Origin of the sequence: Lyngbya sp. CCAP 1446/10, from assembly GCF_026130175.1 — a bacterium.
Taxonomy (GTDB): Bacteria; Cyanobacteriota; Cyanobacteriia; order Cyanobacteriales; family Microcoleaceae; genus Microcoleus.
Genome location: NZ_JAIGNI010000073.1, coordinates 1 through 26,051, shown reverse-complemented (window position 1 = coordinate 26,051; position 26,051 = coordinate 1). Strand labels below are relative to the sequence as shown.

21 protein-coding genes and 2 pseudogenes are annotated in these 26,051 nt (G+C 45.2%); 12 read left to right on the top strand and 11 right to left on the bottom strand.

What is annotated here, in order from left to right:
- Positions 1-198: 198 nt before the first annotated feature.
- Positions 199-1,890 carry a chaperonin GroEL gene (groL, locus tag K4039_RS23600; RefSeq protein WP_265238951.1) on the bottom strand — a complete coding sequence of 564 codons (1,692 nt, stop codon included), beginning with the start codon at positions 1,888-1,890 and terminating at the stop codon, positions 199-201.
- Positions 1,891-1,957: 67 nt separating this feature from the next.
- A complete protein-coding gene (locus tag K4039_RS23595; RefSeq protein ID WP_265238950.1) occupies positions 1,958-2,155 on the bottom strand; it encodes a hypothetical protein in 198 nt (65 codons plus the stop codon).
- Between the two features lie 178 nt (positions 2,156-2,333).
- Here K4039_RS23595 and K4039_RS23590 point away from each other — a divergent pair, with 178 nt between their 5' ends.
- The 7 genes and pseudogenes from K4039_RS23590 (at position 2,334) to K4039_RS23560 (ending at position 11,833) form a co-directional block, all read left to right on the top strand.
- Positions 2,334-4,082: an ABC transporter ATP-binding protein gene (locus K4039_RS23590; RefSeq protein ID WP_265238949.1), complete on the top strand. Its 1,749-nt coding sequence runs from the start codon at positions 2,334-2,336 to the stop codon at positions 4,080-4,082.
- A 391-nt stretch (positions 4,083-4,473) separates the two neighbouring features.
- Positions 4,474-9,828, top strand: a pseudogene (locus K4039_RS23585) (AAA family ATPase).
- Between the two features lie 179 nt (positions 9,829-10,007).
- Entirely contained in the window at positions 10,008-10,343 is a 336-nt protein-coding gene (locus tag K4039_RS23580; protein ID WP_265238948.1) for a hypothetical protein, read from the top strand.
- 273 nt (positions 10,344-10,616) lie between these two features.
- Entirely contained in the window at positions 10,617-11,036 is a 420-nt protein-coding gene (locus K4039_RS23575; protein ID WP_265238947.1) for an MAPEG family protein, read from the top strand.
- A gap of 73 nt (positions 11,037-11,109) precedes the next feature.
- Entirely contained in the window at positions 11,110-11,292 is a 183-nt protein-coding gene (locus tag K4039_RS23570) for a hypothetical protein (RefSeq protein WP_265238946.1), read from the top strand.
- Positions 11,261-11,626 carry a hypothetical protein gene (locus K4039_RS23565; protein WP_265238945.1) on the top strand — a complete coding sequence of 122 codons (366 nt, stop codon included), beginning with the start codon at positions 11,261-11,263 and terminating at the stop codon, positions 11,624-11,626. The genes K4039_RS23570 and K4039_RS23565 overlap by 32 nt, the downstream gene beginning before the upstream one ends.
- A 51-nt stretch (positions 11,627-11,677) precedes the next feature.
- Positions 11,678-11,833, top strand: a complete 156-nt coding sequence (locus tag K4039_RS23560; RefSeq protein ID WP_265238944.1) for a hypothetical protein — start codon at positions 11,678-11,680, stop codon at positions 11,831-11,833.
- 231 nt (positions 11,834-12,064) lie between these two features.
- Here K4039_RS23560 and K4039_RS23555 read toward each other — a convergent pair whose 3' ends face one another.
- The 4 genes from K4039_RS23555 to glyS all read right to left on the bottom strand — a co-directional run bounded on the left by K4039_RS23555 (position 12,065) and on the right by glyS (position 16,930).
- The gene (locus K4039_RS23555; RefSeq protein WP_265238943.1) at positions 12,065-12,343 is read right to left on the bottom strand and encodes a BrnA antitoxin family protein; all 279 of its coding nucleotides are present in this window, start codon (positions 12,341-12,343) and stop codon (positions 12,065-12,067) included.
- Positions 12,306-12,584, bottom strand: coding sequence for a BrnT family toxin (locus tag K4039_RS23550; RefSeq protein WP_106150566.1), 279 nt, complete (start codon positions 12,582-12,584; stop codon positions 12,306-12,308). The genes K4039_RS23555 and K4039_RS23550 overlap by 38 nt, the downstream gene beginning before the upstream one ends.
- Positions 12,585-12,717: 133 nt before the next feature.
- The gene (gene murD, locus K4039_RS23545) at positions 12,718-14,070 is read right to left on the bottom strand and encodes a UDP-N-acetylmuramoyl-L-alanine--D-glutamate ligase (protein ID WP_265238942.1); all 1,353 of its coding nucleotides are present in this window, start codon (positions 14,068-14,070) and stop codon (positions 12,718-12,720) included.
- 712 nt (positions 14,071-14,782) lie between these two features.
- Positions 14,783-16,930: a glycine--tRNA ligase subunit beta gene (gene glyS, locus K4039_RS23540; RefSeq protein WP_265238941.1), complete on the bottom strand. Its 2,148-nt coding sequence runs from the start codon at positions 16,928-16,930 to the stop codon at positions 14,783-14,785.
- 217 nt (positions 16,931-17,147) lie between these two features.
- On the opposite strand from glyS, the gene K4039_RS23535 reads away from it, so the two are divergent.
- On the top strand, positions 17,148-18,275 hold the full coding sequence (locus K4039_RS23535; protein WP_265238940.1) for a HetZ-related protein 2: 1,128 nt from the start codon (positions 17,148-17,150) through the stop codon (positions 18,273-18,275).
- Positions 18,276-18,342: 67 nt separating this feature from the next.
- On the opposite strand, the gene K4039_RS23530 is transcribed toward K4039_RS23535, so the two are convergent.
- Positions 18,343-18,546 (bottom strand): hypothetical protein, encoded by a 204-nt coding sequence (locus tag K4039_RS23530; RefSeq protein ID WP_265238939.1) that lies wholly within the window; start codon positions 18,544-18,546, stop codon positions 18,343-18,345.
- A gap of 335 nt (positions 18,547-18,881) precedes the next feature.
- Between K4039_RS23530 and K4039_RS23525 the strand changes: the two genes are divergently transcribed.
- Positions 18,882-19,973: a hypothetical protein gene (locus K4039_RS23525; RefSeq protein WP_265238938.1), complete on the top strand. Its 1,092-nt coding sequence runs from the start codon at positions 18,882-18,884 to the stop codon at positions 19,971-19,973.
- A gap of 202 nt (positions 19,974-20,175) precedes the next feature.
- On the opposite strand, the gene K4039_RS23520 is transcribed toward K4039_RS23525, so the two are convergent.
- The 3 genes from K4039_RS23520 to trpB all read right to left on the bottom strand — a co-directional run bounded on the left by K4039_RS23520 (position 20,176) and on the right by trpB (position 22,807).
- Positions 20,176-20,808 carry a ribonuclease D gene (locus K4039_RS23520; RefSeq protein WP_265238937.1) on the bottom strand — a complete coding sequence of 211 codons (633 nt, stop codon included), beginning with the start codon at positions 20,806-20,808 and terminating at the stop codon, positions 20,176-20,178.
- Between the two features lie 180 nt (positions 20,809-20,988).
- Positions 20,989-21,402, bottom strand: a complete 414-nt coding sequence (locus K4039_RS23515; RefSeq protein WP_265238936.1) for a CAP domain-containing protein — start codon at positions 21,400-21,402, stop codon at positions 20,989-20,991.
- Between the two features lie 166 nt (positions 21,403-21,568).
- On the bottom strand, positions 21,569-22,807 hold the full coding sequence (gene trpB, locus K4039_RS23510; protein WP_265238935.1) for a tryptophan synthase subunit beta: 1,239 nt from the start codon (positions 22,805-22,807) through the stop codon (positions 21,569-21,571).
- Between the two features lie 256 nt (positions 22,808-23,063).
- Here trpB and K4039_RS23505 point away from each other — a divergent pair, with 256 nt between their 5' ends.
- Complete coding sequence (locus K4039_RS23505; protein ID WP_265238934.1) at positions 23,064-23,432, top strand: translation initiation factor; 369 nt, start codon at positions 23,064-23,066, stop codon at positions 23,430-23,432.
- Here K4039_RS23505 and K4039_RS23500 read toward each other — a convergent pair.
- Positions 23,429-23,572, bottom strand: a complete 144-nt coding sequence (locus K4039_RS23500; RefSeq protein WP_265238933.1) for a hypothetical protein — start codon at positions 23,570-23,572, stop codon at positions 23,429-23,431. The two genes, K4039_RS23505 and K4039_RS23500, sit on opposite strands and share 4 nt — an antisense overlap.
- 3 nt (positions 23,573-23,575) lie before the next feature.
- Between K4039_RS23500 and recR the strand changes: the two genes are divergently transcribed.
- Together recR and K4039_RS23490 are read left to right on the top strand one after the other, a co-directional pair.
- Positions 23,576-24,169: a recombination mediator RecR gene (gene recR, locus K4039_RS23495; protein WP_265238932.1), complete on the top strand. Its 594-nt coding sequence runs from the start codon at positions 23,576-23,578 to the stop codon at positions 24,167-24,169.
- Between the two features lie 351 nt (positions 24,170-24,520).
- A pseudogene (locus tag K4039_RS23490) lies at positions 24,521-25,924 on the top strand (prolyl oligopeptidase family protein); the annotation flags it as partial.
- Positions 25,925-26,051 lie beyond the last annotated feature (127 nt).

Sequence of the window (26,051 nt, the reverse complement as noted above, 5' to 3'; positions counted from 1 at the left end):
GAGGGGGAGATGGGGAGCTGGGGAGATTGGGAGATGGGGAGAGGGGGAGATGGGGAAAATCTTAGTTGATCATCAAATAGCGTAAGGTACGCGAGGCGCACCCTACAGACGTTACAGACGGCTTTTTTGTCTCAAACGCCAGCAGTCACCAGGCAGTTTTTAGCTGCAAACTAATGACTGATGACTAATGACTAATGACTACATCATGCCCATGCCGCCCATGCCGCCCATGCCGCCCATGCCGCCCATGCCGCCCATGCCACCCATGCCGCCCATGCCGCCCATGTCGCCCATGTCGCCACCAGCTTTTTTCTTCTCTGGTTTTTCGACAATCACAGCTTCGGTGGTTAACACCATACCAGCAATGGAACCGGCATTTTGTAAAGCCGATCGCACAACCTTGGCCGGATCAATAATTCCAGCGGCAATCATATCTTCGTACACGTCGGTGAGAGCATTGTAACCAATGTTCAACTCGCTCGCGCGCACTCGCTCGATCGCGATCGAACCTTCAACGCCCGCATTATCAGCGATTTGACGCAAAGGAGCTTCCAAAGCCTTCGCAACCAAGTCAGCGCCGATTTGTTCTTCAGCGTCTAAAGTCTTTTTGATTGCATCTATTTTTGTAATCAGGTGAATCAGCGTCGTCCCGCCTCCAGCAACAATGCCTTCTTCCACAGCAGCTTTAGTAGCGTTGAGAGCATCTTCAATGCGCAATTTGCGGTCTTTGAGCTCGGTTTCGGTAGCTGCGCCTACTTTGATTACAGCAATACCGCCAGCGAGTTTGGCAATGCGTTCGCTCAATTTTTCGGTGTCGTAGTCGGAATCCGTCGCTTCTAGCTGCTTGCGGATTTGCTCGATCCGTGCTTGCACGTCTGCTTTGTGTTCGTCGCCAGCGACAATGATGGTGTTTTCTTTGTCGATCGTAATTTTGCGAGCGGTACCGAGCATTTCTAGTGTTGCGGTATCAATGCTGAGTCCGACTTCTTCAGAAATCAGTTGACCGCCGGTCAGAACGGCGATATCTTGTAGCATGGCTTTGCGTCGCTCGCCAAAACCAGGAGATTTGGTAGCTGCGATGTTCAACACGCCGCGTGCTTTGTTAATTACCAAAGTTGCCAAAGCTTCACCTTCAATATCTTCGGCGATAATGATCAGCGGTGAACCGGTGCGGGCGACTTTTTCAAGAATCGGAATTAGTTCTTGAATGGAATTGATTTTTTTGTCGGTAATCAGGATGCGAGCGTTTTCATACTCAACTTCCATGCGATCGTTGTTGGTGACGAAATACGGGGAAAGATATCCGCGATCGTACTGCATCCCTTCGACAACTTCCAATTCTGTTAACAGAGATTTCGACTCTTCAACAGTAATTACGCCGTCTTTGGTGACTTTTTCCATTGCTTGGGCAATCATGGCGCCGACTTCTTCGTCGTTACCGGCGGAGACCGTGGCGACCTGAGCAATGGCAGATCCTTCGACTGGTTTCGCCAATTTGGCGATTTCTAGGACTAAGTGGGCGATCGTTTTTTCAATACCGCGGCGCAGCGCGACTGGATTTGCGCCTGCTGCGACGTTCTTCAAACCTTCGCGAATCAGGGATTGAGCGATCACGGTGGCGGTGGTGGTGCCGTCGCCTGCGATATCTTTAGTTTTGGAGGCGACTTCTTGAATTAAGCGAGCGCCGGCATTTTCCAGAGGATCTTCGAGTTCAATTTCCCTAGCAACGGTGATACCATCGTTAACGATTTGGGGAGCACCGAATTTCTTTTCGAGTAGGACGTTCCGGCCTTTGGGGCCCAAGGTGATGCGGACTGCATCGGCGAGTTGATTTACGCCGCGTTCTAGTGCCCGCCGAGATTTGTCGCTAAATGCAATTATTTTGGTCATGTTTGTCTTCTTTGGCTTACATAGCAAATTTAGCACTCTCTGAGTCTGAGTGCTAAGCCGATCGACTTTAGATTGTAGCGCGCCTCAGCCGTGCGGGGGATAATTGGGGCGGATGGGGTTTGGGCGAGGAGTGCGGGTGGCTTTTGAGACGGCACTGTGGTTTCTCCGCAGATATAATGTGATTTGTGCCATTTCGGGCGATCGGCTTTTGCTCCAAATCCAAACCCAATTTTGATAACCCGTCATCCCAAAGCAGAATTTTCATTCAAAAAATTCTTAACTTTTTCCCTCTTCCCTCCGACCTCTTCCTGATGACTGATGACTAATGACTAATGACTAATGACTAATGACTAATGACTAATGACTACTGACTTCTTCCTTCTTCCTTCTTCCTTCTTCCTTCTTCCTTCTTCCTTCTTCCTTCTTCCTTCTGACTTAACATAATGGCTCGTTATTCTCGACTGCAAAAACTCATTTCCTATATGCGCCCGCACTGGAAACCCACATTTGGGGGCGTTTTCTCGCTATTAATCGTCAATGCTGTGGGCGTTTACATTCCCCTGCTGATTCGGAATGCCATTGACACTCTCCAAGTTGCCACTAAATTTGACCAAGTTTTCAACTACGTCCTCCTGATTCTGCTCCTCGCCTCAATTATGTGGGGAATTCGGATGGTGTCGCGGATTCTGCTGTTTGGCGTGGGGCGTCAAGTAGAATTTGACCTAAAACAGCAAATATTTAATCATTTATTAACATTAGAACCGTCTTATTTTGCTGTCAATACGGTAGGGGATTTAATTAACCGCGCCACTTCCGATTTGGACAATATTCGCCGCTTGGTGGGTTTTGCAGTGCTGAGTTTGGCGAATACGACATTTGCCTATGCTTTGAGTTTGCCGGTGATGTTGGGGATTGATGTACGGCTGACGCTATTGGCGATCGCAGTTTATCCTTTAATGCTAGTTTTGGTGCAATTATTTAGCGACAAACTTCGCATCCAGCAATTAGCCGTGCAAGAAGAACTATCGGCGATGAGCGATTTGATTCAAGAAGATATGAGCGGGATGTCCGTGATTAAAATCTACGCTCAAGAAGAAAATGAACGCCGAGCATTTCGCGCTTGTAATGCCAAGTTGCTATCAGCAAATTTGACATTAGCACAAACTCGAAACTTTATTTTTCCGCTGCTGGGCGGTTTGGCAAGCATCAGTTTGTTGGTGCTGCTTTCTGCGGGTGGCGGGGCAATTGCTAAGGGCGAAATTAGCATCGGCGATTTTGTGGCGCTGCTGATTTATGTCGAGCGTTTGGTATTTCCGACGGCGCTGTTAGGTTTCACAATTACTGCTTACCAGCGTGGAGAAGTCAGTGTCGATCGCATCGAATCAATTTTGATGGTGGAACCGAGCATTAAGGATGCTGCGAATGCACTTGAACTGCCAACTCCCGTCAAAGGCGAAATAGTCGCCCGCAACTTGAATTATACCTATCCCGGTGCTAAGATACCCGCACTCAAGGATGTTAGTTTTACCATCAAATCTGGCGAAACTGTCGCAATTGTCGGGGCGATCGGCTCTGGCAAATCAACCTTGGCTAATGCGTTGCCGCGCTTGCTGGATATCGATCCGGGCGAGTTGTTTGTAGACGGGCAGGATATTACTGAGGTGAAGTTGAGGGAGTTGCGCGGGGCGATCGCCTACGTGCCCCAAGAAAGCTTTCTATTCGGTACTACGATTAAGAATAACATCCGCTACGGCAACCCTTTAGCAGAAGAGCCGGAAATTGAAGCAGCCGCCAAACAAGCCCAAATCCACCCCGAAATCCTCAACTTTCCGCAGCAGTACAAAACAGTTGTCGGCGAGCGTGGTATTACCTTATCCGGCGGACAGCGGCAGCGGACAGCACTAGCTAGAGCCTTATTAGTTGACGCTCCCGTGCTCATTTTAGATGACGCTCTTTCCAGCGTGGACAATCAAACTGCTACCGATATCTTGAATAACTTAGCAACCGGAACCGATCGCAAAACCGTAATTTTCATCTCGCACCAAATGTCCGCGGCTGCTAGTGCCGATCGCATTTTCGTCATGGAAAAAGGAGAAATAGTGCAAAGTGGCACTCACGCAGAATTGGTAAAGCAAACAGGGCTTTATCAGTATTTGTGGAACCAGCAAAAAATAGAAGAATTGCTGCATTGAAATGCTCGTGTCAAACAGGATTGCTATATGTAGCAAGGGCGTTCATTGTAACGCCACGGGCAGCGAGTTTTATGGGAAGTGCCTGATCAGCGCTTTTCGCGATCGAAGAAGGTAACAGTTTTTGTTGTTAAAATCCAGTCGCCTGCAATTTAACAACGGTCAGCCAACTTTGAGCTAAACTCAGAAGGGTTCCAGGGTTGATTACACTTTAGTCAACAGACATTGACTATCTACCGAGAGATTAAAGACCGCCGAGGTGAAGGGGCAGCATTGGGGAATCTGCGAAATATTTACGCTTCCTTGAGCAACTATGCCAAGGCGATCGAGTGCTATCAGTAGTCGCTGACTATTGCGCGCAAGATTCACAAGTACCAAAAATGGAGAGCCAAACATGATTAGACTCCCTGGAATTAAAGTTTTAGCCCAAATTTACGAAAGCGCCAACTCGCTAGTCTATCGGGGAATTAGAGAACAGGATAACCAACCGCTGATCCTGAAATTACTCAAAGAAGACTATCCTACCCCTGCCGAACTTGTCCGTTACCAGCAGGAATATGAAATCACCCGCCGCTTAGACTTCGGAGGAGTTGTTAAGGCTTACGAGCTACGAAGACATAACAACACGCTGGTAATGTTATTAGAGGATTTCGGCGGGGAATCTTTAGGGATATTACTCGAAAAAAGACAGTTTACTTTATTAGAATTTCTCCAAACCGCCATTCAAATCGCTGAAACCCTGGGGAGAATTCATCAGTCAAACGTTATTCATAAAGATATTAACCCGTCCAATATTGTGTTTAACTCTCAAACGGGAGAATTAAAAATTATTGATTTTGGCTTGTCCACAGCCTTATCAAGGGAAAGCACTGCCTTAAAAAGCCCTAATGTTTTAGAAGGGACGTTAGCTTATATTTCTCCCGAACAAACAGGCAGGATGAATCGAGCGATCGATTACCGTACAGATTTTTACTCGCTGGGAGTTACCTTCTATAAAATATTGACAAACCAATTGCCTTTTGACGCGATCGATGCAATGGAGTTGGTTCATTGTCATATTGCTCAACAACCCGTCCCACCCCATGTAATTAATCCCGCAATTCCTGTAGTCGTTTCAGAAATCGTGATGAAACTAATGGCAAAAACAGCAGAGGAACGATACCAAAATGCTTTAGGGATCCGAAACGATTTGGCGCTATGTCTAAGGCAGCTAGAAAGTGGTAAAAAAATAGAAAATTTTGTTTTAGGCGAACAAGATATTTCTGATAGATTTCAAATCCCACAAACGCTCTATGGCAGGTCAAGCCAAATTGAAACGTTACTCGCAGCTTTTGACCGGATAGCTAATGGCAGCAGCCAACTCATGCTCGTTGCTGGTTATTCTGGTATTGGTAAATCATTATTAGTTCAAGAAATCTATAAACCCATTACCGAACGACGCGGTTATTACATTTCTGGTAAGTTTGACCAATTCCAGCGAAATATTCCTTACAGTGCTATCGTCAGTGCATTTCGAGAATTAGTTCGACAACTGCTAACTGAAACATCCGAACAACTACACGTATGGCGCGATCAACTCCTATCAGCATTAGGAGCCAACGGACAAATTATTATTAATGTCATCCCTGAAATCGAACTGATTATTGGCAAGCAACCAGCCATCCTAGAGCTAGCAGCGACTGAATCCCAAAATCGGTTTAACTTAGTCTTTCAAAACTTCATTCATGTCTTTTGTCAACAAGAGCATCCCTTAGTTATCTTTCTAGATGACTTACAGTGGGCAGACTCCGCTACTCTGAAATTAATGCAGTTAATCATGACTGATGTAGATAGTTCGTATCTACTGCTAATTGGAGCCTATCGGGATAATGAAGTCAGTGCAGCCCATCCCTTAAAAATTACCTTATCAGAAATTCAAAAAGCTGGAGCAACTGTAAATTCCATCTTGCTCTCAACCTTAGATTTAACTTGTATCAATCAATTAATTGTCGATACGCTTAAGTGCGACGCAGAAAAAGCAAAGCCATTAGCCGAATTATTGCTTGCCAAAACTCAGGGTAATCCGTTCTTCCTGAAAGAGTTTCTCCAGTCGCTTTATACAGAAAACCTATTAGATTTCGATTTTCTCAGTGGCAGTTGGCAGTGGGATTTAGATCAAATTCAAGCACGAGGTATTACTGATAATGTCGTTGAGTTGATGACTCAAAAAATTCAAAAACTACCAGAAATGACGCAAGAAGTATTAAAAACGGCTGCTTGTATTGGCAACCAATTTGATTTAAAGATGCTCTCGATTGTAGGTGAAAAGCCGCAAAAAGAAACGGCAAACGAACTCTGGTCAGCCGTGCGAGAAGGTCTAATTGTTCCAGTGGGAGATGATTACAAATTTCTGCAAACAGACCGAAATCCTGATGAATTCGAGGTAGCTTACAAGTTTGCCCACGATCGCATCCAACAAGCCGCCTATTCTCTCATTCCCGAACACCGCAAGCAAGCCTACCATCTGCAAATCGGTCAGCTACTCCTGAGTAATACCCCATTCCAGCAGCAAGAGGAAAAAATCTTTGACATTGTTAATCAATTGAATTTCGGCACCAACCTGCTCGAAAACCAGCAGAAACGAGATGAATTGGCAAAGTTAAACCTAATAGCTGGCAAGAAAGCAAAAGCTTCAGCCGCTTTTCAACCCGCCCTTACCTACCTAACAAGCGGCTTAGAATTGTTGAGCCCCTCTCAGTCCTCCCTTAGCAAAGGGGGAAGTGAAGGGGGGTCAAGTTGGCAGACGCAGTACGATACTACACTTTCTCTGTATGTAGAAGCCGCAGAAGCTGCCTATTTGTGCGGTCAATTCGATGAAATGGAGAGATTAGTTCCAGTCGTGCTGCAACAGGGCAAAGTATTGCTGGATAAGGTGAAAGTTTATGAAGTTAAAATCTCTGCTTATCTAACGCAGAACAAGCCATTAGAAGCAGTTGATACTGGACTAACAGTTCTGAAGCTGTTGGGAGTTAGTTTGCCTAAAAAGCCCAGTAACTTAGATGTCTTACTCGGTTTGACAGGGACAAAGTTAGCCTTGTTGGGCAAACGAATTGAGGACTTAATCGACTTACCGGAAATGACTGCACCTAATAAGTTGGCAGCAATTCGTATTCTAGCGATTATAATTTCTGCTTCCTATATAGCTGCTCCTAACCTATTACCGCTGGTTATTTGTAAAGGTATCAATATATCGGTCAAATACGGTAATGCTTCCTTCTCGTCAATTGTGTATGCATCTTATGGGTTTATTCTTTGCGGAGTATTAGGAGATATTGAATCCGGCTATAAATTTGGCAACCTAGCTTTAAGTCTATCAGAGCGGCTCAACGCTAGAAGCGTGAAAACTAAAGTAATCTCTATTTTTAATTACTTGATCAGGCATTACAAAGAGCATGGAAGGCAGACATTACAGCCTTTACTGCTTGCATATTCGAGCGGACTAGAAACAGGAGATTTAGAATATGGGACATATTCCATATTGTGGAACTCCTACAATTCCTATTGCGTGGGACTGGAGTTAGGTGTTGTCGATCGGGAGGCAGTAAAATACAGTGATACTATCCAAAAACTAAAGCAAGAGCGAAACTTTTATTACCTTAATATAAATCGGCAAACGGTTCTGAATTTGATGGGGCAATCAAAAAATCCCTGCCTTTTAATTGGTGATGTTTATGACGAGTAGAAAAGACTACCCCTTGATGTTGAGGCGAATGACCAAACTATACTTTTTCATACATATCTTGGAGAACTGACACTCTGTTATCTATTTGGAGAGTACGAGAAAGCGCTAGACAATGCGGTATTAGCGGAAAAATATATAGATAGTGCAGCAGCGATGCTAACTAGTACGTTATTTTATCTTTACGATTCCCTTGCAAGAATTGCTGTGTATTCTTCCCTCTCAAAAATCCAGCAAAAGCGCCTATCTGGAAAGGTGCAATCTAATCAGAAAAAACTCAATAAATGGGCGTATCATGCCCCGATGAATCATTTACACAAGTTTTATCTGGTGGAAGCAGAATTGCACCGGGTTCAAGGAGGGATGATGATAGCAATGGACTATTACAAAAAAGCTATTGCTCTTGCTAAAGAACATGAATACATTAATGAAGAAGCTCTGGCGCACGAACTCGCCGCTAAGTTTTATCTCGGTTTAGATCAAGATAAAATCGCCCAAGTTTATATGCAAGATGCCCGCTATTGTTATCTCCGCTGGGGAGCGACGGCTAAAGTTAGCTATCTAGATAAACGCTATCCACAATTATTACCAAAAAGATATTCAGATAGGGGAACTCTCAGCACAAGAACATCTACGCCGCCTACCACAACTGGCTGGAGAACTTCTTCTGAGCTGGATTTTAACACAGTCATGAAAGCTTCACAAACGCTATCCGAGGAAATTGTGCTAGATAAATTGCTGGCGAAATTGATGCAGATTATTATTGAGAATGCCGGAGCACAAAAGGGCTTTTTGATTCTAGAAATTAAGGGCAAATTGCTGATTGAAGCTGAAGGTTCTGTGGATCAAGAGAGCGTGACTGTGTTGCAGTCAATCCCCGTCAAGTCAGCGTGGGAACTTGGGGATCAACTTTTCATTTCTCACACAATTGTTAACTATGTGGCTCGCACGCGGGAAAGTGTAGTATTGAGCGATGCTGCAAATGACCCTAAATTTGCTAATTGCCCCTACATCAAAGCGCATAAGCCTAAATCAATTCTGTGCTTCCCTCTCCAATATCAAGCTAAACTGGTAGGAATTATCTATTTAGAAAATAATCTAACCACAGACGCTTTTACTCCAGATCGCTTGGAAGTTTTAAACCTACTCTCCTCCCAGGCAGCTATTTCTATTGAAAATGCGCGTCTCTACAATAATCTCAGCGAACTTAACCAGGCTTTTGAGCGTTTCGTCCCCCGCCAATTCCTCCAAATCCTGGATAAAGAAAGCATTGTTGATGTTAAATTAGGCGACCAAGTTCAACAGGAAATGTCGGTACTCTTTTCCGATATTCGCGACTTCACAACTTTGTCGGAAAGTATGACTCCGCAAGACAATTTCAACTTTATTAATGCCTATTTGTCACGTCTGGAGCCAGCCATTACTGCAAACGAAGGATTTATTGACAAGTATATTGGCGATGCAATTATGGCTCTATTTAGCGGCGAGGCAGATAATGCCGTCAAAGCAGGTATTGATATGCTGCATCGTCTTGCCGAATATAATCAACATCGCGCTGCTTCTGGATACGTGTCGATTAAGATTGGCATTGGCATCAATACAGGTTCTTTAATTCTCGGCACGGTTGGGGGAAAAAACCGGATGGATAGCACGGTGATTAGCGATGCAGTAAATTTGGCCTCGCGGATAGAAAGCTTGACTAAAAAATATGGGGTTTCGATGTTAATTAGTCACGAAACTTTCTACTCTTTGCCAGATTCTAACCAGTATGCTATCCGCCTGATCGATCGCGTACAAGTTAAAGGCAAATCAGAAACGGTATCGATTTTTGAAGTTTTCGATGCCGATCCCCCTGAGACTTATGAGGGCAAGGTAGCCACGAGAACAGTGTTTGAAGAAGCTTTGGTACTCTACCATTTGCAAAAGCTTGGAGATGCGGAGCGATTGTTTGCTGAGTGCCTGCGCCGCAATCCCACAGATAAAGCGGCTCAAATTTATCAGCAGCGCTGTATTCAACAAGATCAGGACTAAGAATGCGTTAGCTAAAAAAGGTTAGTGTCATGAATAATTCATGACACTAACCTTTTTCTCTTACTAACGGTATAGCGATCGAGATGCGGAATATCCGTCTTAAGATCGTTGTCATTGCTCCGTCATTAATATAAGCTAAAAAGTATTTAAAATCAACAAACATTTGAGGAGATTTAGCTATGGACGGTCAAGACCCCGCTGACATCAAGATGGGTAACGTAGATGACGAAGAAAGTTCGGTTGTCGCGCACGGGACGGTCATTCTGGGGATCGATCCTGAAGCAGGAGAGGCCGTAGTTTTTAAGGATTTAGAAGTCACAAATTCCAAAGTAAAATTGAGTGCATACCTAGCGATAGATGGAAATTTAAATAAATCCATAGAACTAGGCGAACTCACAGGAAATATGGGTAACGTTAAAAGCGCCGTCCCATTAGGAACTGATACCTCCCCTTACAATACCGTAGTTCTTTGCGACCAAAAGAGTAAAAAGAAACTCGCAGTCATTGAATTGTAGACCCGCAAGCGAGTAGGGATGGGATAACCTCTCTACTCACCTATTAACAATTCACACTTTATTAACCTTTGTTTACTGTTCCTATACAAAAGCGATTCAGGGGTGTAGCCGACAATATAAATAAGCCAGCATACGCGAGAGTTGCAACTCGCGCGTATAGCCAGCAGTTACACCAAATCCCGTTGCTTGAATTACTCGATCGCGATGAATGACGCGATCGACAATAATTGATTTATAATTAAGATATATACTCCATCCGAATAATCCCAAATCATGCTCGCAGAAGCAAACGCCACACTCTGGCCCAGTCTAATTACTGTTTCAGCATTAATTCTCTACTTCGTTGTCACCATCAACGTCGGCAGAGCCAGATTCAAATACAAAGTTTCCCCTCCGCAGATGACAGGAAACCCAGACTTTGAGCGAGTAGTGCGAGTTCAGCAAAACACCTTAGAGCAAATGATTCTATTTTTGCCCTCGCTGTGGCTGTTTTCGCAATTTGTTAGCCCAATTTGGGCCGCCGGTATCGGCGCAGTTTGGATAGTTGGACGCATTTTGTTTGCTTGGGGTTACTATCAAGCGGCGGAAAAACGAACCGCAGGATTTGGCATTAGTACCTTAGCTACTTTAACTTTACTGGGCGGTTCCTTGATTGGCATCATCATGTCGCTGGTAAAAGTTTCACAGCTATAACTAATATTAGTAGGGTGTGCAGTGCGCACCTTACCCATAAATTTAACTCTTTCAAAAATCTTCAGGAGTCAATATGTCAGAAACCAACAAACCCGTATTTCAAATTAACCAGAAACTTTTTCAGCAGCTTACCGAGTGGCAAGAAAAACTTAAATTAGAAGATGAATTAGCAAGCGAATCAGAAGACGAAAAACCAATTGAGGTGAAAAATCCTCCCGACAGTTATGAACAGCATTCTCAAAAAGATAATTCCTAGCTTGTGGCTAACAGCATCTTTGGCATTTCCGGCTGCTGTCTCGGCTCAATCGCTGACACCTAACCCAATTGGGCAAATCAATAGCGGTTTGTTTCGTTCTAACTCTCAAGATTTCTTTGAGCAAGGAAATCGCCAACTGGAAAGGGAAATAGCAATTTTTTTGTTGTCAAAAAATATCGCTTCAACAGTCAATATATTGGAGTTTGATGAAACATTGCGCTCTCAGCTTTGTCGCGAAGATTTTCAAATTTCCTTACAGTATTCTGATACAATCAGTGCTGCTGATGTTTCTAGTTTTAATGCAAAACTGAAAGAGATTTGCACGCACAATTAACATAAAAGTGAGGGAATGATTAAAGTTTTAGCGTTAATGGATAAAGAATCAATGACTAAATTGAAAGTAGCAATGCTGGAAGCGGAAACTGTCGATGAATTAGCCGCCATCATTATTGATTACACTCATGAGGAAATGATGCTAGTTTTTGATGAGCTAGAATGGGAACAACAGGCGAGAATTAATGATATTTGGAAGACTGCTTGAGGGATTGCGAATCTATAAAGTTGCGGGAACCCACACCGAAAATGGCATTCCCTCCTCTACGCTTCGCCCAAGGTGTGTCAACTTAAGGTCAAACATAGTCATATATCAATACGCTTGGGTTAACATTATTTGTCATTGCACTATGGGAAAGTAATCGCAGAGACTAGGTTACTTCTCAATCTTTGTGAAATGCGCCCGGAGCAATTATCTTGTCAACCCAAGCGTATTGTTTTATACTGATGAATGCTCACTACTGCCTTCTATATAGCGACGTAAAACCGAGTTGATTAAAGCTCTATGTTCTCCGGTTTGATCTTGGAACCACTGCAAAACATCTGGATCAATTTGAACTAATCGCTGTGCTTGAGGTGCAGGAATTCTTAAAGTAGCGTGTTCAAAAAACTCTGCCGTCAACGGTGGAATGTCAGAGTAATCAATCCCTTCATCTTCCATCTTCTCCAATGCTTCCCAATTAGTACGAGAGGTATTGCTCAAGTTTTTGGCGCTCATATCTATTTGCCCTTCGTGCTGAAATGATCCGAATCAGGTCATTCTGCCGTTCTGTCCAAACAACAACCGCGATGCCGTTACCGAGGAAACCGATACCGAACCAACGGTCTTCGCCGTAATCAAAACGATTGTCTAGCTCAATTAGCATTGGACTATCAAACATCTCAGGGACATCTACGAAATCAATGTCATGTTTGCGAATATTATCTAGATTCTTCGCTTCATTCCACTCAAACTGCATGAAAATCTGGCAACGCTAATTAGGCTTAATTAATGATAGCACAATATGCTTGGTTCAACAAGTGTAGGGGTAGTGTCCCGTGCCTACCCCCTACAAAAGCCTGATTTTTCTCAGGGATAATCTATATTTAGCCCTACTCTTCAGGTAGCGATTCGAGACACAATTGACGGAAATGATCGCCTCGCTGCTCGAAGCTTTGGTATTGATCGAAGCTAGCACAAGCTGGGGAAAGCAACACGACTTTAGCATGATTTTGTTTGCCTAATTCTGCCGCCCTCGCAATTGCTCTTTCCATTGTTTCAACGATTTCCCAAGCATTATAATTCGCTTGTTCTAGCCGATCGCTAAAAATACCTGCCGCATCCCCAATTAACAGCACCCCCACAGCTTTCGCCTTAATTGTATCGATCCAAGCGCGATCGTCCCCTTCTTTGGGATCGCCGCCCGCAATCAAAATCGCCGGCGCGCTGACAGCAGCTAACCCGACTTGCGCCGCATCATAATTAGTCGCTTTGCTGTCGTTGATAAAATCTATACCTTCCCAAGTGCGGATGTGTTCGAGACGGTGCGACACTCCGGGGAATTTAGCAATAGCGCGGGCGATCGCACTTTGATCGATTCCCGCCAAATTAGCAGCAGCCACCGCCATCAACAAATTTTGCAAATTATGCTCTCCCACCATCCGCAAAGACGAAGCAGGCAAAATTTTCTCGCTTTGAGCGATTACCCAACCGTCTTCAATGTACGCTCCAAAACTGCATTTTCCCAACAATTCTTTTTCACCTTTGACACTCGTCCAACACGCATCAGGCCAAATGTCAACTCCTTGCTGCCGCAAAACAGGATCATCGCCGTTGATGATTTGCAATTCCGACTTTTTCAGCAAATGGGCTTTAATGTTGTAATAATTTTCTAAAGTTTTGTGGCGGCTGAGGTGATCGGGAGTCAAAGTCGTCAAAACTCCGATTCGCGGCGCTACAAACGGCGATGATTCTATCTGATAGCTGCTGATTTCGGCGATTACCCAATCCGGCGGTTTCTCAGCTAAAGCTAATTCGCACGCAGCATAGCCAATGTTGCCGCAAGCCGGAGCATAAAGTCCGGCTTCCGCAAAAATCGCAGCAATTAAAGCAGTAGTCGTAGTTTTGCCGTTAGTGCCAGTAATTGCTACCCAAGGAGATTTGAGATAGCGCCACGCCAGTGCCATTTCTCCGATTGTTTCTATTCCTAATTCCCTGGCGCGCACTAATGCTGGAATATCCCAGGGAACCCCTGGACTTACTACTACTAATTCTATGGATTTGTCAGGTTCAAAAGATTTACCTAACTCCAGTTTGATGCCTTCGCTAGCTAGTTGCTGTTGTTGTTCGAGTAGGTTTGGGGGCGATGAGCGATCGCTCACCGTTACTTCCCATCCTTCGCGTTTGAGCAGTCGGGCGGCGGCATTCCCTGATTTTCCTAATCCAATGATGTGAGCGATCGGCATAAGTTATGTGATGGAGCGAACTTTCCTGGTTTTATAAGTTAATATCTTAACCTTGCATGGGTTTTTGGCTATTGGCCATTCGGCTTAATTTTCAATAGGGCGATCGAACTCTGCTGAGACGCGCGCGGTTTCGCAAGAATTCTAATAGATTTACTCTTTGTCTATGCCTAGCTATCTTTAATAATGGGGATTTTTAAGGATTGCGTCTCTCAAGTTCTTCTATCCGATCTCCCAAGCGAACAATCTCTCTTGCTATACGCTTGTTTACCTCACTTTGCATTAATAAAAACACAAAGAAGGTAAAAAAGAAAATAAAAACGAAAGACCCATCGCCCGATCGCTGATATGTTACAACCATCAACCCGCAGAAAATGAGGAAACGTATCATGTTCCAGTAAGGCGAGGAGGTCATCGTAGAATATTTTACTACTTGCTGAAAAAACTGCCTGTCATTCATATTTCAGATTCTTGGTTGATGTTGTGTTATAAAAACAGCCGTATCGCTCGCACCCTTGAAGAATAGCCTAACTAAAGACTCCACTAAGAAAACCAGGAATTACGCAAAAGATTGTCATTCTCAGCCTTAGCATTGGCCATAGCCCACGCTCAGAATGACAGAATATCGTTAAGCTAAAAATCAGTTAAATTGCACTTCAAGAATGTTGAAACTCTTGTGGTGTGCCGGAGTCCCCGCCCTCAATATAATTTAATTCTAACCCTTCACGATCGCCCCAAAGTCAGCCAACACCCGCGCGTGATTCCGCAGCAAACCCAGTAAATTCAAGCGATTGCGCTTAATTTCCGGGTCGGAATCCATCACTAGAACACTTTCAGGGCCGTCAAAAAAGCTGCTCACAGCCGGAGCAATTTCAGTCAAACTATCTACCAATAGCTGATAATTGCGGGTTTGCTTCGATAGCAGCGTTTGCGGCACCAACTGCACCACTGCATCGTAAAAAGCTTGTTCTGACGACTTTTGAAATAACTCTGGTTTCACCGCAGTTTTCGGTTCCAATTGTACTTTATCCAAATCGCCTTGAGCCGCCAAACGAGTTGAACGATTAACTGTTTCGTAAATTCGATCCAAAGTCTTGTCATTGCGGATTTGTTGCAGGAAAAGCGCTCTTTCCAGCGCGTCCAACAAATCTCTCAAAGCTCGTTCAGTATATTCTGGGTCGTTTTCTCCCAAAACTGCATTCACTAAATCGTAATCTACATTTTTTTCTTCTTGCAACAAAGTCCGAATTCTTTGCAGGAAAAACTCGTATAACTGCGATAGCAACTCCGCCGATGTTTGGGGGCGCGCTGCGGTAAATTCGGCGACAACTTCTGCAAGTAGTTGGTGCAAATTGATGGGCAACTGAGCCGCCCAAATAATGTTAGTTATGGCATTGGCGGCGCGACGCAAAGCAAAGGGATCGGAGGAACCAGTTGGCAGCATTCCCAAGCCGAAGATGCTGACTAATGTATCTAATTTGTCGGCGATTGCGACAACTTGACCTGTGAGAGTTTGCGGTAAATTGCCTCCGGCGGCTTTGGGCAAATAATGCTCGAAAATTGCTGTTGCTACTGATTCCGGTTCGCCGCAGGCTAAGGCGTATTTCTGCCCCATGATTCCTTGCATTTCGGGAAGTTCGTAAACCATTTGGGTAACGAGGTCGGCTTTGCAAAGTAAGGCTGCTCTTTCTATGTAAGCTTGTTCTTCATCTGTTATTTGCAGTTGCGTGGTGATGAGGTTGGCAATCTTGCACAGCCGATCGACCTTTTCCCGCACTGTACCCAAATCTTCCTGGAAAGTGACTGTCTCCAACTTTGGCAAATAATCCTCTAGAGGCTTGGCCAAGTCTGCTTTGTAGAAAAACTGACCGTCTGCTAATCTCGCCCGCACAACTCGCTCGTTACCGGCGGCAATAATCGCCGATTTTGCTGGATCGCCGTTGGAAATTGTAATGAAGTATGGCAAAAGTTCGGGATAATCTGGGCTTTTCAGGATTGGGAAATAGCGCTGGTTGGTAACAATAATTGTGGTGATTACTTCCGGCGGCAACATCAAGAATTCTTCGTCAAAGTTGCCGATAACTGCGTTCGGCCATTCTACTAAGTCGGTGACTTCTTCTAACAAATCTTCGGTGATGTCTGCATAACCGCTTTGTTTTGTCGCTGCGGCTTCTACTTGTGCTTTTATTTGGATTTTGCGTTGGGTGCGATCGACTTCCACGCAAGCAGCCCGCAGACACTCGACATAATCCTCGGCTTGCCGAATCGAGACTGGTTGCGGGTGCAGCACTCGATGTCCTTGGGAAATGCGATCGCTCTTAACTGTATCCGAACCGCTCACCAGGGCGATCGGCAGTACAGTATCATCTAACAGCGCTGCGATCGATCGAATTGGGCGCGGAAACTTCAAATCTCCGTCAGCCCACCGCATAAATCTTTTACCTTCTAACTTATTAATCCACTGCGGCACAAGTTCAGTCAAAATATCCGCTGTCATCCGCCCCGGAATCTGTTTGAGCACAAACACAAAATCGCCTTTATCGGTAGCGCGAACTTCCAAAGCATCAATTTCTACGCCTTGTTTTTTGGCAAAACCTTCGGCTGCTTTTGTCGGTTTCCCATCTTTAAAAGCCGAACTTGCGGGCGGCCCTTTTACGTCTTCTGTTCTGTCTAATTGCTTGATTGGCAATCCTTTGATCAGAACTGCCAAACGCCTTGGAGTAGCGTATACATTAATTGAGTCATTTGTCAAAGATTGTTCTGCGAGAGTTGCAGGTATGAGGTGCTGCCACTGCTGGGCGCTGCCTGCGACAAAAGATGCGGGCAATTCTTCGGTACCGAGTTCTAATAAAAAGTTAGGCATATAACAGAGTTAGGTGTTTTTGTCAATGGGCAATTAATCTGCCCGTTCGATCGTTACAAAAGTTATGGATCGGCAGTGAAAAAGAGCCTGGAATGGCGATCGCCGATCGCGCAATGGAACTATTTTACCGATACGCAAATCTAATTAGATCCAAAAAAGACTCAAATGATCAGCATACCACGTAAAATCGGGGTGAAAGACAATAGCTCAACAGCCCATGACCTTGGCGGAAAGACTAGCACAAGATTGGAAGTCTCGACTCGAACAAGATTGCCCGCAGGAGAGTTCTAGCACTCGCGAGAGTGTTGTCCGCTGGCTGTTGGGAGACAAGCCAGAAAGATTTGACACTCTTGCTCCGACTCAATTTAACGTCGCCTCCGGGGCGATCGACTTTTTATATCGAATTTTACAGCAGCGGTATCTGGGAGTAGCGCCAGAAAGAGCTTACCGCAACTTGATCGGGCGGCTGGGCGGTTTGGTGGTGCTCCGGCAAAAAATCCAAGCGTGGGTTTCCCTGAGTCGCGACAGACAGCGGAGTGCGGTGGAGGTACTGCAAGAAGTGATTCAGGAAATGCTGAATTCCGATCGCTACCTCCAGCAGCAAGTCGCCTGGATTGCCGAATGCACAACAGACAAACGCCTGCGAAATGCTTTGCTACTAGCGAGTACAGAAGAATACTGTTTGCGGCCAATTCGCAACCAACCGCTGCTGGTTTACCGCTTTGTCAACTACCTGCGGCGTTCCCAGCGGGGCGGGTTAACGCAAGTCCCGGCGGGAGATTGGGTGCGGTTGGTGTCGGAACAGATTCTACCCGACGATACAGAGGAACCGCTCAGCCTGCTCGACGCCCAGGCGATGTCCGAGTATCGAGAAAATCAAGCTTGGGAAGATCGGCAAGCTCAGCGGCAGATTGTCCAACAAGAATTTGAGAATTACTTGACGGCTGAAGTCGATCCGCTGGCTTCCCGCTGGCTGCGGCTTTACCTACAAGGCCGTTCCCAAGAGGCAATTGCTGAGGATTTGAACGTTCCAATCAAGCAAATTTACCGCTTGCGGGAAAAAGTAAGCTACCACGCAATCCGCGTTTTTGCGGTCAAACAAGCACCGGAATTAGTCGCTAGCTGGCTGGAAACTTCGCTCAAAGAACACAATTTGGGTTTGACTCCCGCCCAGTGGCAGCAATATTTACAAAACCTCACGCCGGTGCAGCGGCAGTTGGTCGAATCGCTGAAGGCAGGGAAAAGTGTAGAGGCGATCGCATCTGAATTAAAGTTAAAAACCAATCAAGTCATCGGCGAGTGGAGTAAACTCTATTTAGCCGCTCAATCCCTCCGTAACGACTAGATCGGCCATTGGTTGCGGGCAATTGCTAATTCTTAATTGACAGTAGGATTTTGCAGAATGCGTGCTACTAATCAATTCCCGAATAGCTACAGAGTCCTGCGATTTTTTTCCTGGAAAATTCGCCGATCGCCATTGGCGCGATCGACGAATTAGGTAAGATCGATCGGGATATCGCAGCCCGGCCTAAGGATATCTCGATCGTTAGCCTCGCCGCGAACTCTGTGGGGTAAAATATGAGCAGCGCGATCGATTTGTCAGGATTTTTTAACAAATCCTCAATTTAGCCGTTGCTCGCAAGTCATCGATTGTGGTGCAGATGCAATACTTGCGAATTAATGAGATCGTTCTGTCGTTGTCAGCCGCTCAATCGATCGCGATCGATCGAGTGTTCGCCATCAGCGCGCAAGTCATCATCTAACTGTAAATCTTTCAGTAGATATTGAAACGGCAACACAGAAGGGAAAAAATTCTGAGACTGAGGATTTTTATTTGATCGAAGCTTCCGGTTTTTAGACGAATGTCTCCGTCAGGGAAGTTGCAGCGTTTAATTATATCAATCAGGTTGTTGTGGCGCGATCGATCGTGCTTCCGACTAAAGAGCAGCTAATGGTACATACATCTTCAACAGACTTGGCGGCGACAATGGACATGGACTCCGATCGAATATTTCAACTAATCGACACAGTTGTCCCCTTTGAAGCTTGCCTTTATTATCAAGTTTTGCCTTTATCTCTAGAAGGCAATCTATTTAAATTGGGCGTAGTGGATGCTCAAGATGACTCCGCCTTGGACTACGTGCAGCGGATTTTAGCTTACATGAATTGCTCAGTCACAACCGAGCAAATTTCCTCGGAAACTCAACGCTCGATGCTCTCAGCTTACTTGCTCCACGGGAACCAAGTCAAAGAACCCAGCCCGACAAAAACCGCAGCAGCCCCAACACCAAAAAATCCCGCACCAGCAAATTCCGCATCCGAAGCAAAAACCCCGGTGTCTTTCCCCGAACCTTCCATTCCCGCTAGCGATCGGTTTCAAGCGACCTCCGCAGCAATCAAACCAGCAAGCGCTGAAGTTTACCCGACACCAGCAGAGGTGCCGGTTTTGGATGTCGAGGCATTGTACTTGTCAAGCCCCGTCGAAGTTTTGGCAACTTTGCCCGCGCCCCAACTGCTGCAAGAATTGCTCGGTAGAGTGCTGCTAGACGGTATCGGTAGGCTGTTTTTTGAGCGGCCCTCGCAAGGCCGCATTCTTTGGAGTCAAGACGGCGTTTTGAAATCGATCCTCGAAGGGATCGATCCTGTCCTGTTCCAAGAAGTCATCGACGAGTTGAAGCGGCTGACAGATATGCCTGTTTCGCCGGTGGAACATCCCAAACAAGTCGAAGTAGAACGCATCTATGGAAAAACTCATTTGCTGTTGCGCTTGCGAGTAATGGCTGTGGGCGGCAAGGAAGAAGCCACGCTGCAAGTATTGCGGGGAGCAGCTTTGAGGTTTTACCAGCAGCAGCAGTTGTCTAATTTGAGTCGGGATGCACTGCAACTGGCCCAAGAATTGCAGCGGAAAGTGAATCAAATTCGCGATCGAACTCGGCTTTCTCCTTTACCTTTGGAAGGTTTACCCGCTTTGGAACAAGTTGTCAGAAATGTTGACGGCCAACTTGAAGCTTTGATGCACGAACACAATCCCGACGGGTTCTAATTAGGAATAAATGGCGATTTTCGCGATCGGACTTGCGTACTTCTGAAACCCGGTTTCTTCCTATATTTCTGGTTCCTCTTCGCAAAACTCATAGAAACCGGGTTTCAGGCACCCATACGTCAGCCTTTAAAATTGCTGAGACCCTTGCTTTTATTGATTCTTCCTTCTTCCTTCTTCCTTCTTCCTTCTTCCTTCTGCTAGATTAGCCGTGTTCAAAAATCTTATCGTACTGCAACAAATCCAAAGTTACAAAAACAGGCAAACACTGAAAACATTGCTGTGCAACTTCCCAGCGTTCCTCTCGCTGCAACATAGCCGTCAACTTTTGTTTAGCGCTCAGCAAATAGCGGACATCGTTCGCGGCGTAGCTAAGTTGGTCATCTGAAAGATGCTGAGAATTTCCCCAATCCGAACTTTGAGAAGTCTTATTGAGTTCTACTTTTTCCAACTCTTGGATTAACTCTTTAAGTCCGTGTCTGTTAGTGTAAGTTCTAGCTAGCTTGCTGGCTATTTTCGTGCAGAAAACAGGTGCAATGTCAATACTTAAATTGTAACGCATTGTTGCCAAATCGAAGCGCGCAAAGTGAAATACTTTCTCAATATTCGGAACTTCCATTAACTTTTTTAAATTCGGCGCCGCCGTCTGGCCTTTCGCAATCCGCACCGCCGCTACTTTACCTTCAGGATCGCACAACTGCACCAAACACAACCGATCGCGCCACGGTAGCAAACCCATCGTTTCTGTATCAACGGCGATCGCCTCCGCAGTCAAATAATAAGATAACAGAGCATCGGAAATATCGCCATCGCACACTTGAAAATCTGGAAATTCCATTCTTGGTTAGTGGTTAGTGGTTAGTGGTTAGTGGTTAGTGGTTAGTGGTTAGTGGTTAGTGGTTAGTGGTTAGTGGTTAGTGGTTAGTGGTTAGTGGTATAAATAACAAATAACCATTAACAAATAACCATTAACAAATAACCATTAACAAATAACCACTAACCACTAACCATTAACAAATTATCTACTACGGACAAAAAGCTGAGTAAAATAATACTCCCCTTTGGCATTTTTCGCAATCGCAATACCAGTCAAATTAAATTGACTCTCGATATTCTTACGGTGGCCATCACTTTTAATCCAACCCTCAACAGCATTGCGAACCGGGTCGCTGTAGCCAAAATTGTAAGCAACATTTTCAGCTACACTTTGATAGGGAACAGTAATTGCTTTCGCCCGCCCCTCAAATCCATCGTGGCTAAATTTAACTTTCCCACTCGCCATATTTTCGCTGTGAATTCTGGCAATCTGACTAATTCGCGGATCGACAGTCAACGGCGGCAACTTTTTCGAGGCTCGATATTGATTGATCTGTTGGTTAACAGCTTTTTCTAAGTCAGCAATTGAACTCGTCAAAGCAACATTAGTATTCATAGAATCTTGTGGGAGCGATCGCGCAGAAAAGGACTGACCACAATTAGGCAGAATTGTCAACAATCCTAAAGAAATCAAAACCAAAGCTTTGGACATGAACTTGAATGACAAATAAAGTTAATTGTTACCGATTTCTACAGAGCGATCGCCCCAAATTCCGCTACCACTAGATATTTAGAACCTTCGCCACAGTGTTCACATCTTTGTCACCGCGTCCCGAACAGTTAAGCACAATGCGCGGACTCCCCGTTAACTGCGGGCACAGAGTCTCCAAATAGGCGATCGCATGAGCAGTTTCCAAAGCCGGAATAATCCCCTCCAACTGCGACAGCCGTTGAAAAGCATCCAAAGCTTGCTGATCAGTGACGCTATAATATTCAGCCCGTCCCGCATCCTTCAAATAACTGTGTTCCGGCCCCACACCAGGATAATCCAAACCAGCACTAATCGAATGTGGCTCAATCACTTGACCTTCATCATCTTGCAGCAAATAACTCATCGCCCCGTGCAAAACACCCACAGTTCCCTTAGTCAAAGTAGCAGCGTGTTTATCAGTATCCACACCTTCGCCCGCCGCTTCTATACCGATCAATCTAATAGTTTCTTCCCCGACAAACTCGTGGAAAAGACCCATTGCATTAGAACCGCCACCGACGCAAGCTAATAAAATATCCGGCAAACCACCCCACTTTTCCTGACACTGAGCGCGGGTTTCTTCACCGATAATTGCATGGAAATCGCGCACCATCATCGGGTAAGGATGCGGCCCCGCTACGGAACCAAGGATATAATGAGTAGTTTCAACATTTGTCACCCAATCGCGAATCGCTTCGGAAGTCGCATCTTTCAGCGTTCCCGTACCCGCCGCCACCGGCCGCACTTCGGCACCCATCAAGCGCATTCTAAACACATTTAAAGCCTGTCTTTCCATGTCCTGAACGCCCATGTAGACAACGCATTCCAAACCAAAACGAGCGCAAACTGTAGCAGTAGCAACACCGTGTTGACCGGCACCAGTTTCAGCAATTACCCGCTGTTTCCCCATGCGTTTTGCTAACAATGCTTGAGCTAAAGCGTTGTTAATTTTGTGAGCTCCAGTATGGTTTAAATCTTCGCGTTTGAGATAAATTTGCGGCCCAGTGCCGTCTGCTTTAGCATAATGCTCTGTGAGGCGTTCGGCAAAATATAAAGGGCTGGGGCGGCCGACATAATCTTTGAGCAATCCTTGGAGTTGCTCTTGGAATTCCGGATCTTTTCGGTATTTGTGAAAAGCTGCTTCTAGCTCGAATAAAGCCGGCATCAGGGTTTCTGGCACATATTTACCGCCGAATTTGCCGAATCTGCCGAGGGAGTCGGGGCGTTGGGCGGTGATTTCGGTGGTGAAACGTAGGGGGGTGACAGTCATAGGATTTTAGATTTTAGATTTTAGATTTTTAGATTCGCAGGTAAGCTAGAGGCTGGCGTGTCGATCGCACGCGCAAGTCGATCGTACCAAATCGCTTGGGACTTGAGGCGATCGAACAAATTTCATTATAATTCCTTGAATCCTTGACTGGTTAATACAATAGGTAGAATATGGAGCGCATTCCGAGCGATCGCAACCTTACCCCAACCCGCTAAAACTAGAAATACCCGTAAAAAAAGTTCAGGCATTATAACATATGGCAGCATCCAAACGCAAAGATTCTGACAACAAAACAACCGACAGCAAACGAGTAGTTTACTCCGAGTTTGGCAACGTTGACAACTCCGCCGCCCTCCAACGGGGAGTCCCGGAAGTGGCCCCAAATCAACAAAATCTGAAAGTAGAAGCATCCCGAAAAGGACGCGGCGGCAAAACAGTTACAGTGATTAGCGGATTTCAGGGAAAACCAGAAATTTTAGCAGATTTAGCCAAGCAGCTAAAAGCCCAATGCGGCACAGGCGGTACAGTGAAGGATAACGAAATCGAAATTCAAGGCGAGCACAAACAAAAAATAGCCGAAATTCTCAAAAAATTGGGCTACAAAGCTAAAATCAGCGGAGGCTAATTTATATTATTCTTCCCTCTTCCTTCTTCCTTCTTCCCTCTTCCTTCTTCCTTCTTCCCTCTTCCTTCTTCCTTCTTCCCTCTTCCTTCTTCCTTCTTCCTTCTTCCTTCTTCCTTCTTCCTTCTTCCTTCTTCCTTCATTTTATGTACACTCGACCCTTAGCCCGTTTAATCGAACAATTGCAGCGCTTACCAGGAGTCGGGCCAAAAACAGCACAGCGACTCGCTTTGCATATTTTAAAGCGACCAGAAGAAGACGTGCAAGCCCTAGCTCAATCATTGATTGATGCCAAAAAACAAGTGGGTTTTTGTAAGGTATGCTTTCACTTATCCGCTGAACCTGTTTGCGACATTTGCCGCAACACAAACCGCGACAGTTCTACCATTTGTGTAGTGTCAGAATCCCGCGACGTAATCGCCTTAGAAAAAACGCGGGAATACATCGGTAAATATCACGTTGTCGGCGGTGTTATCTCGCCGATGGATGGAATTGGCCCGGAACAATTGAACATTCAACCGTTAGTGCGGCGCGTCAGCCAGCAAAAAATTAGTGAAGTAATTATTGCGATTAGTCCCAGTGTAGAAGGCGAAACTACTACTCTTTATATCGGTCATTTATTAAAACCTTTTACGCGAGTGACGCGCATCGCTTTTGGTTTGCCGATGGGGGGAGATTTGGAATATGCCGATGAAGTAACATTAGCTCGCGCTTTGGAAGGAAGGAGGGAATTAGATTAGGTGAAAATTTGCTATAGTTGAATCAACTAGGTTTACCCCAGAAACCCGGTTTCTTTGTATATTTATCGTCACTTAATGCAAAAATTGTAAAAACCGGGTTTCTCGCCCCATTTATCAGCCGTGAAAGTTCAAATAAGACCTCAAGAGATTAACAGCCATTTGAAAAATAGACTCTGCGATTGCTTCGTTACTCTCTTCGGACAATTGTTAACTGAAGTGTATTGATGTACAAGCACTGAAACTGTCCGAATTGTTGCTAGATTCCAAGGCTGTGCGATTGCTTGGCTGAGGCTCCCAATGACAATTTTGCAAAAAAGGTTAAACTGAACAAAATTACTAAGAGTGAAAAACATGGCTAAATTCGATCGCCCTTTAAGCTACCCCACAACCCGCAAAATCGACCAAACAGACGATTACCACGGCGTCCAAGTATCCGACCCCTACAGGTGGCTGGAAGACCCCGACTCAGAGGAAACCCAAGCCTGGGTGGAAGCTCAAAACCAAGTCACCTTCGGCTACCTCAGCCAAATTCCGGCGCGGGAAAAGATTAAACAGCGACTGACTAAACTCTGGGATTACGAGAAATACGGCATACCTTTCAAAGAGGGCGATCGCTATTTCTACTACAAGAATGACGGTCTGCAAAATCAATCCGTACTCTATACTTTACCATCTCTCGACGGCGAACCAAAAGTATTACTTGACCCCAACACTTTTTCGGAAGATGGAACCGTCGCTCTCGGTGGCATAGCTATCACTGAAGACGGCAAACTCATGGCCTACGGTTTGTCAACTTCTGGCTCCGATTGGCAAGAATGGAAAGTTCGCAATGTCGAAACAGGGGAAGATTTATCAGACCATTTAAAGTGGCTTAAATTTTCAGGAGCATCCTGGACTCAAGACGGTAAAGGTTTTTTTTACAGCCGTTACGATGAACCAAACGAAAAAACTAAACACGAAGACGTTAACTATTATCAAAAGCTATTCTACCACAAGCTCGGCACTCCGCAATCTGAAGATGTATTAATTTGCGATCGCCCTGACGAAAAAGAATGGGGCTTTAGCGGTGGTGTTACGGAAGACGGCAAGTATTTGATTGTATCAGTTTGGCTCGGCACTAACCCGCAAAACCTAATTTTTTACAAGGATTTAACCGCACCGGAATCAAGCATTGTCGAACTCATTAACAAATTCGAGGCTGAGTACAGTTTCATTGATAACGAAGGCTCATTGTTCTGGTTTCAAACGGACTTGAATGCACCGCTGGGCCGCGTAATTGCGATCGACACCAACAACCCACCACCATCATCTCTCGCTGGCGCTGACAGTCAAGGTCAATTCACAGAAATTATCCCGGAAGCAGCCGAAACCCTCGCAGGCATTGGCATCCTCAATAATCAATTTATTGCTTCCTACCTGAAAGACGCCTACACTCAGATTAAAATATTCAACCTAGACGGCTCTTTTGTGCGAGATATTGCTTTACCGGGAATCGGTTCGGCGGGAGGATTCGGCGGCAAGCGGCAGGACACGGAAAGCTTTTATGCTTACACCAGCTTCACGACTCCGAATACAATCTATCGCTACAATATGCTGACGGATGAAAGTACGATTTATCGGCAGCCAAAGGTTGATTTCAATCCAGAGGATTACGAGACAAAACAAGTATTTTATCCCAGCAAAGACGGTACGCAAGTACCGATGTTTATCACGCACAAAAAAGGCTTGCAGCTAGATGGTAACAACCCCACTTATCCAGGGCTATTTCATTCTGGTTGAGTAGCTGATATGATAATAAAGTATTGTAGTCATTCACATGATATGTCATGTCTCAAATTGCCATTGTCGAAGCCTTCGCAGACCTACCCGATACCCGTCGAAG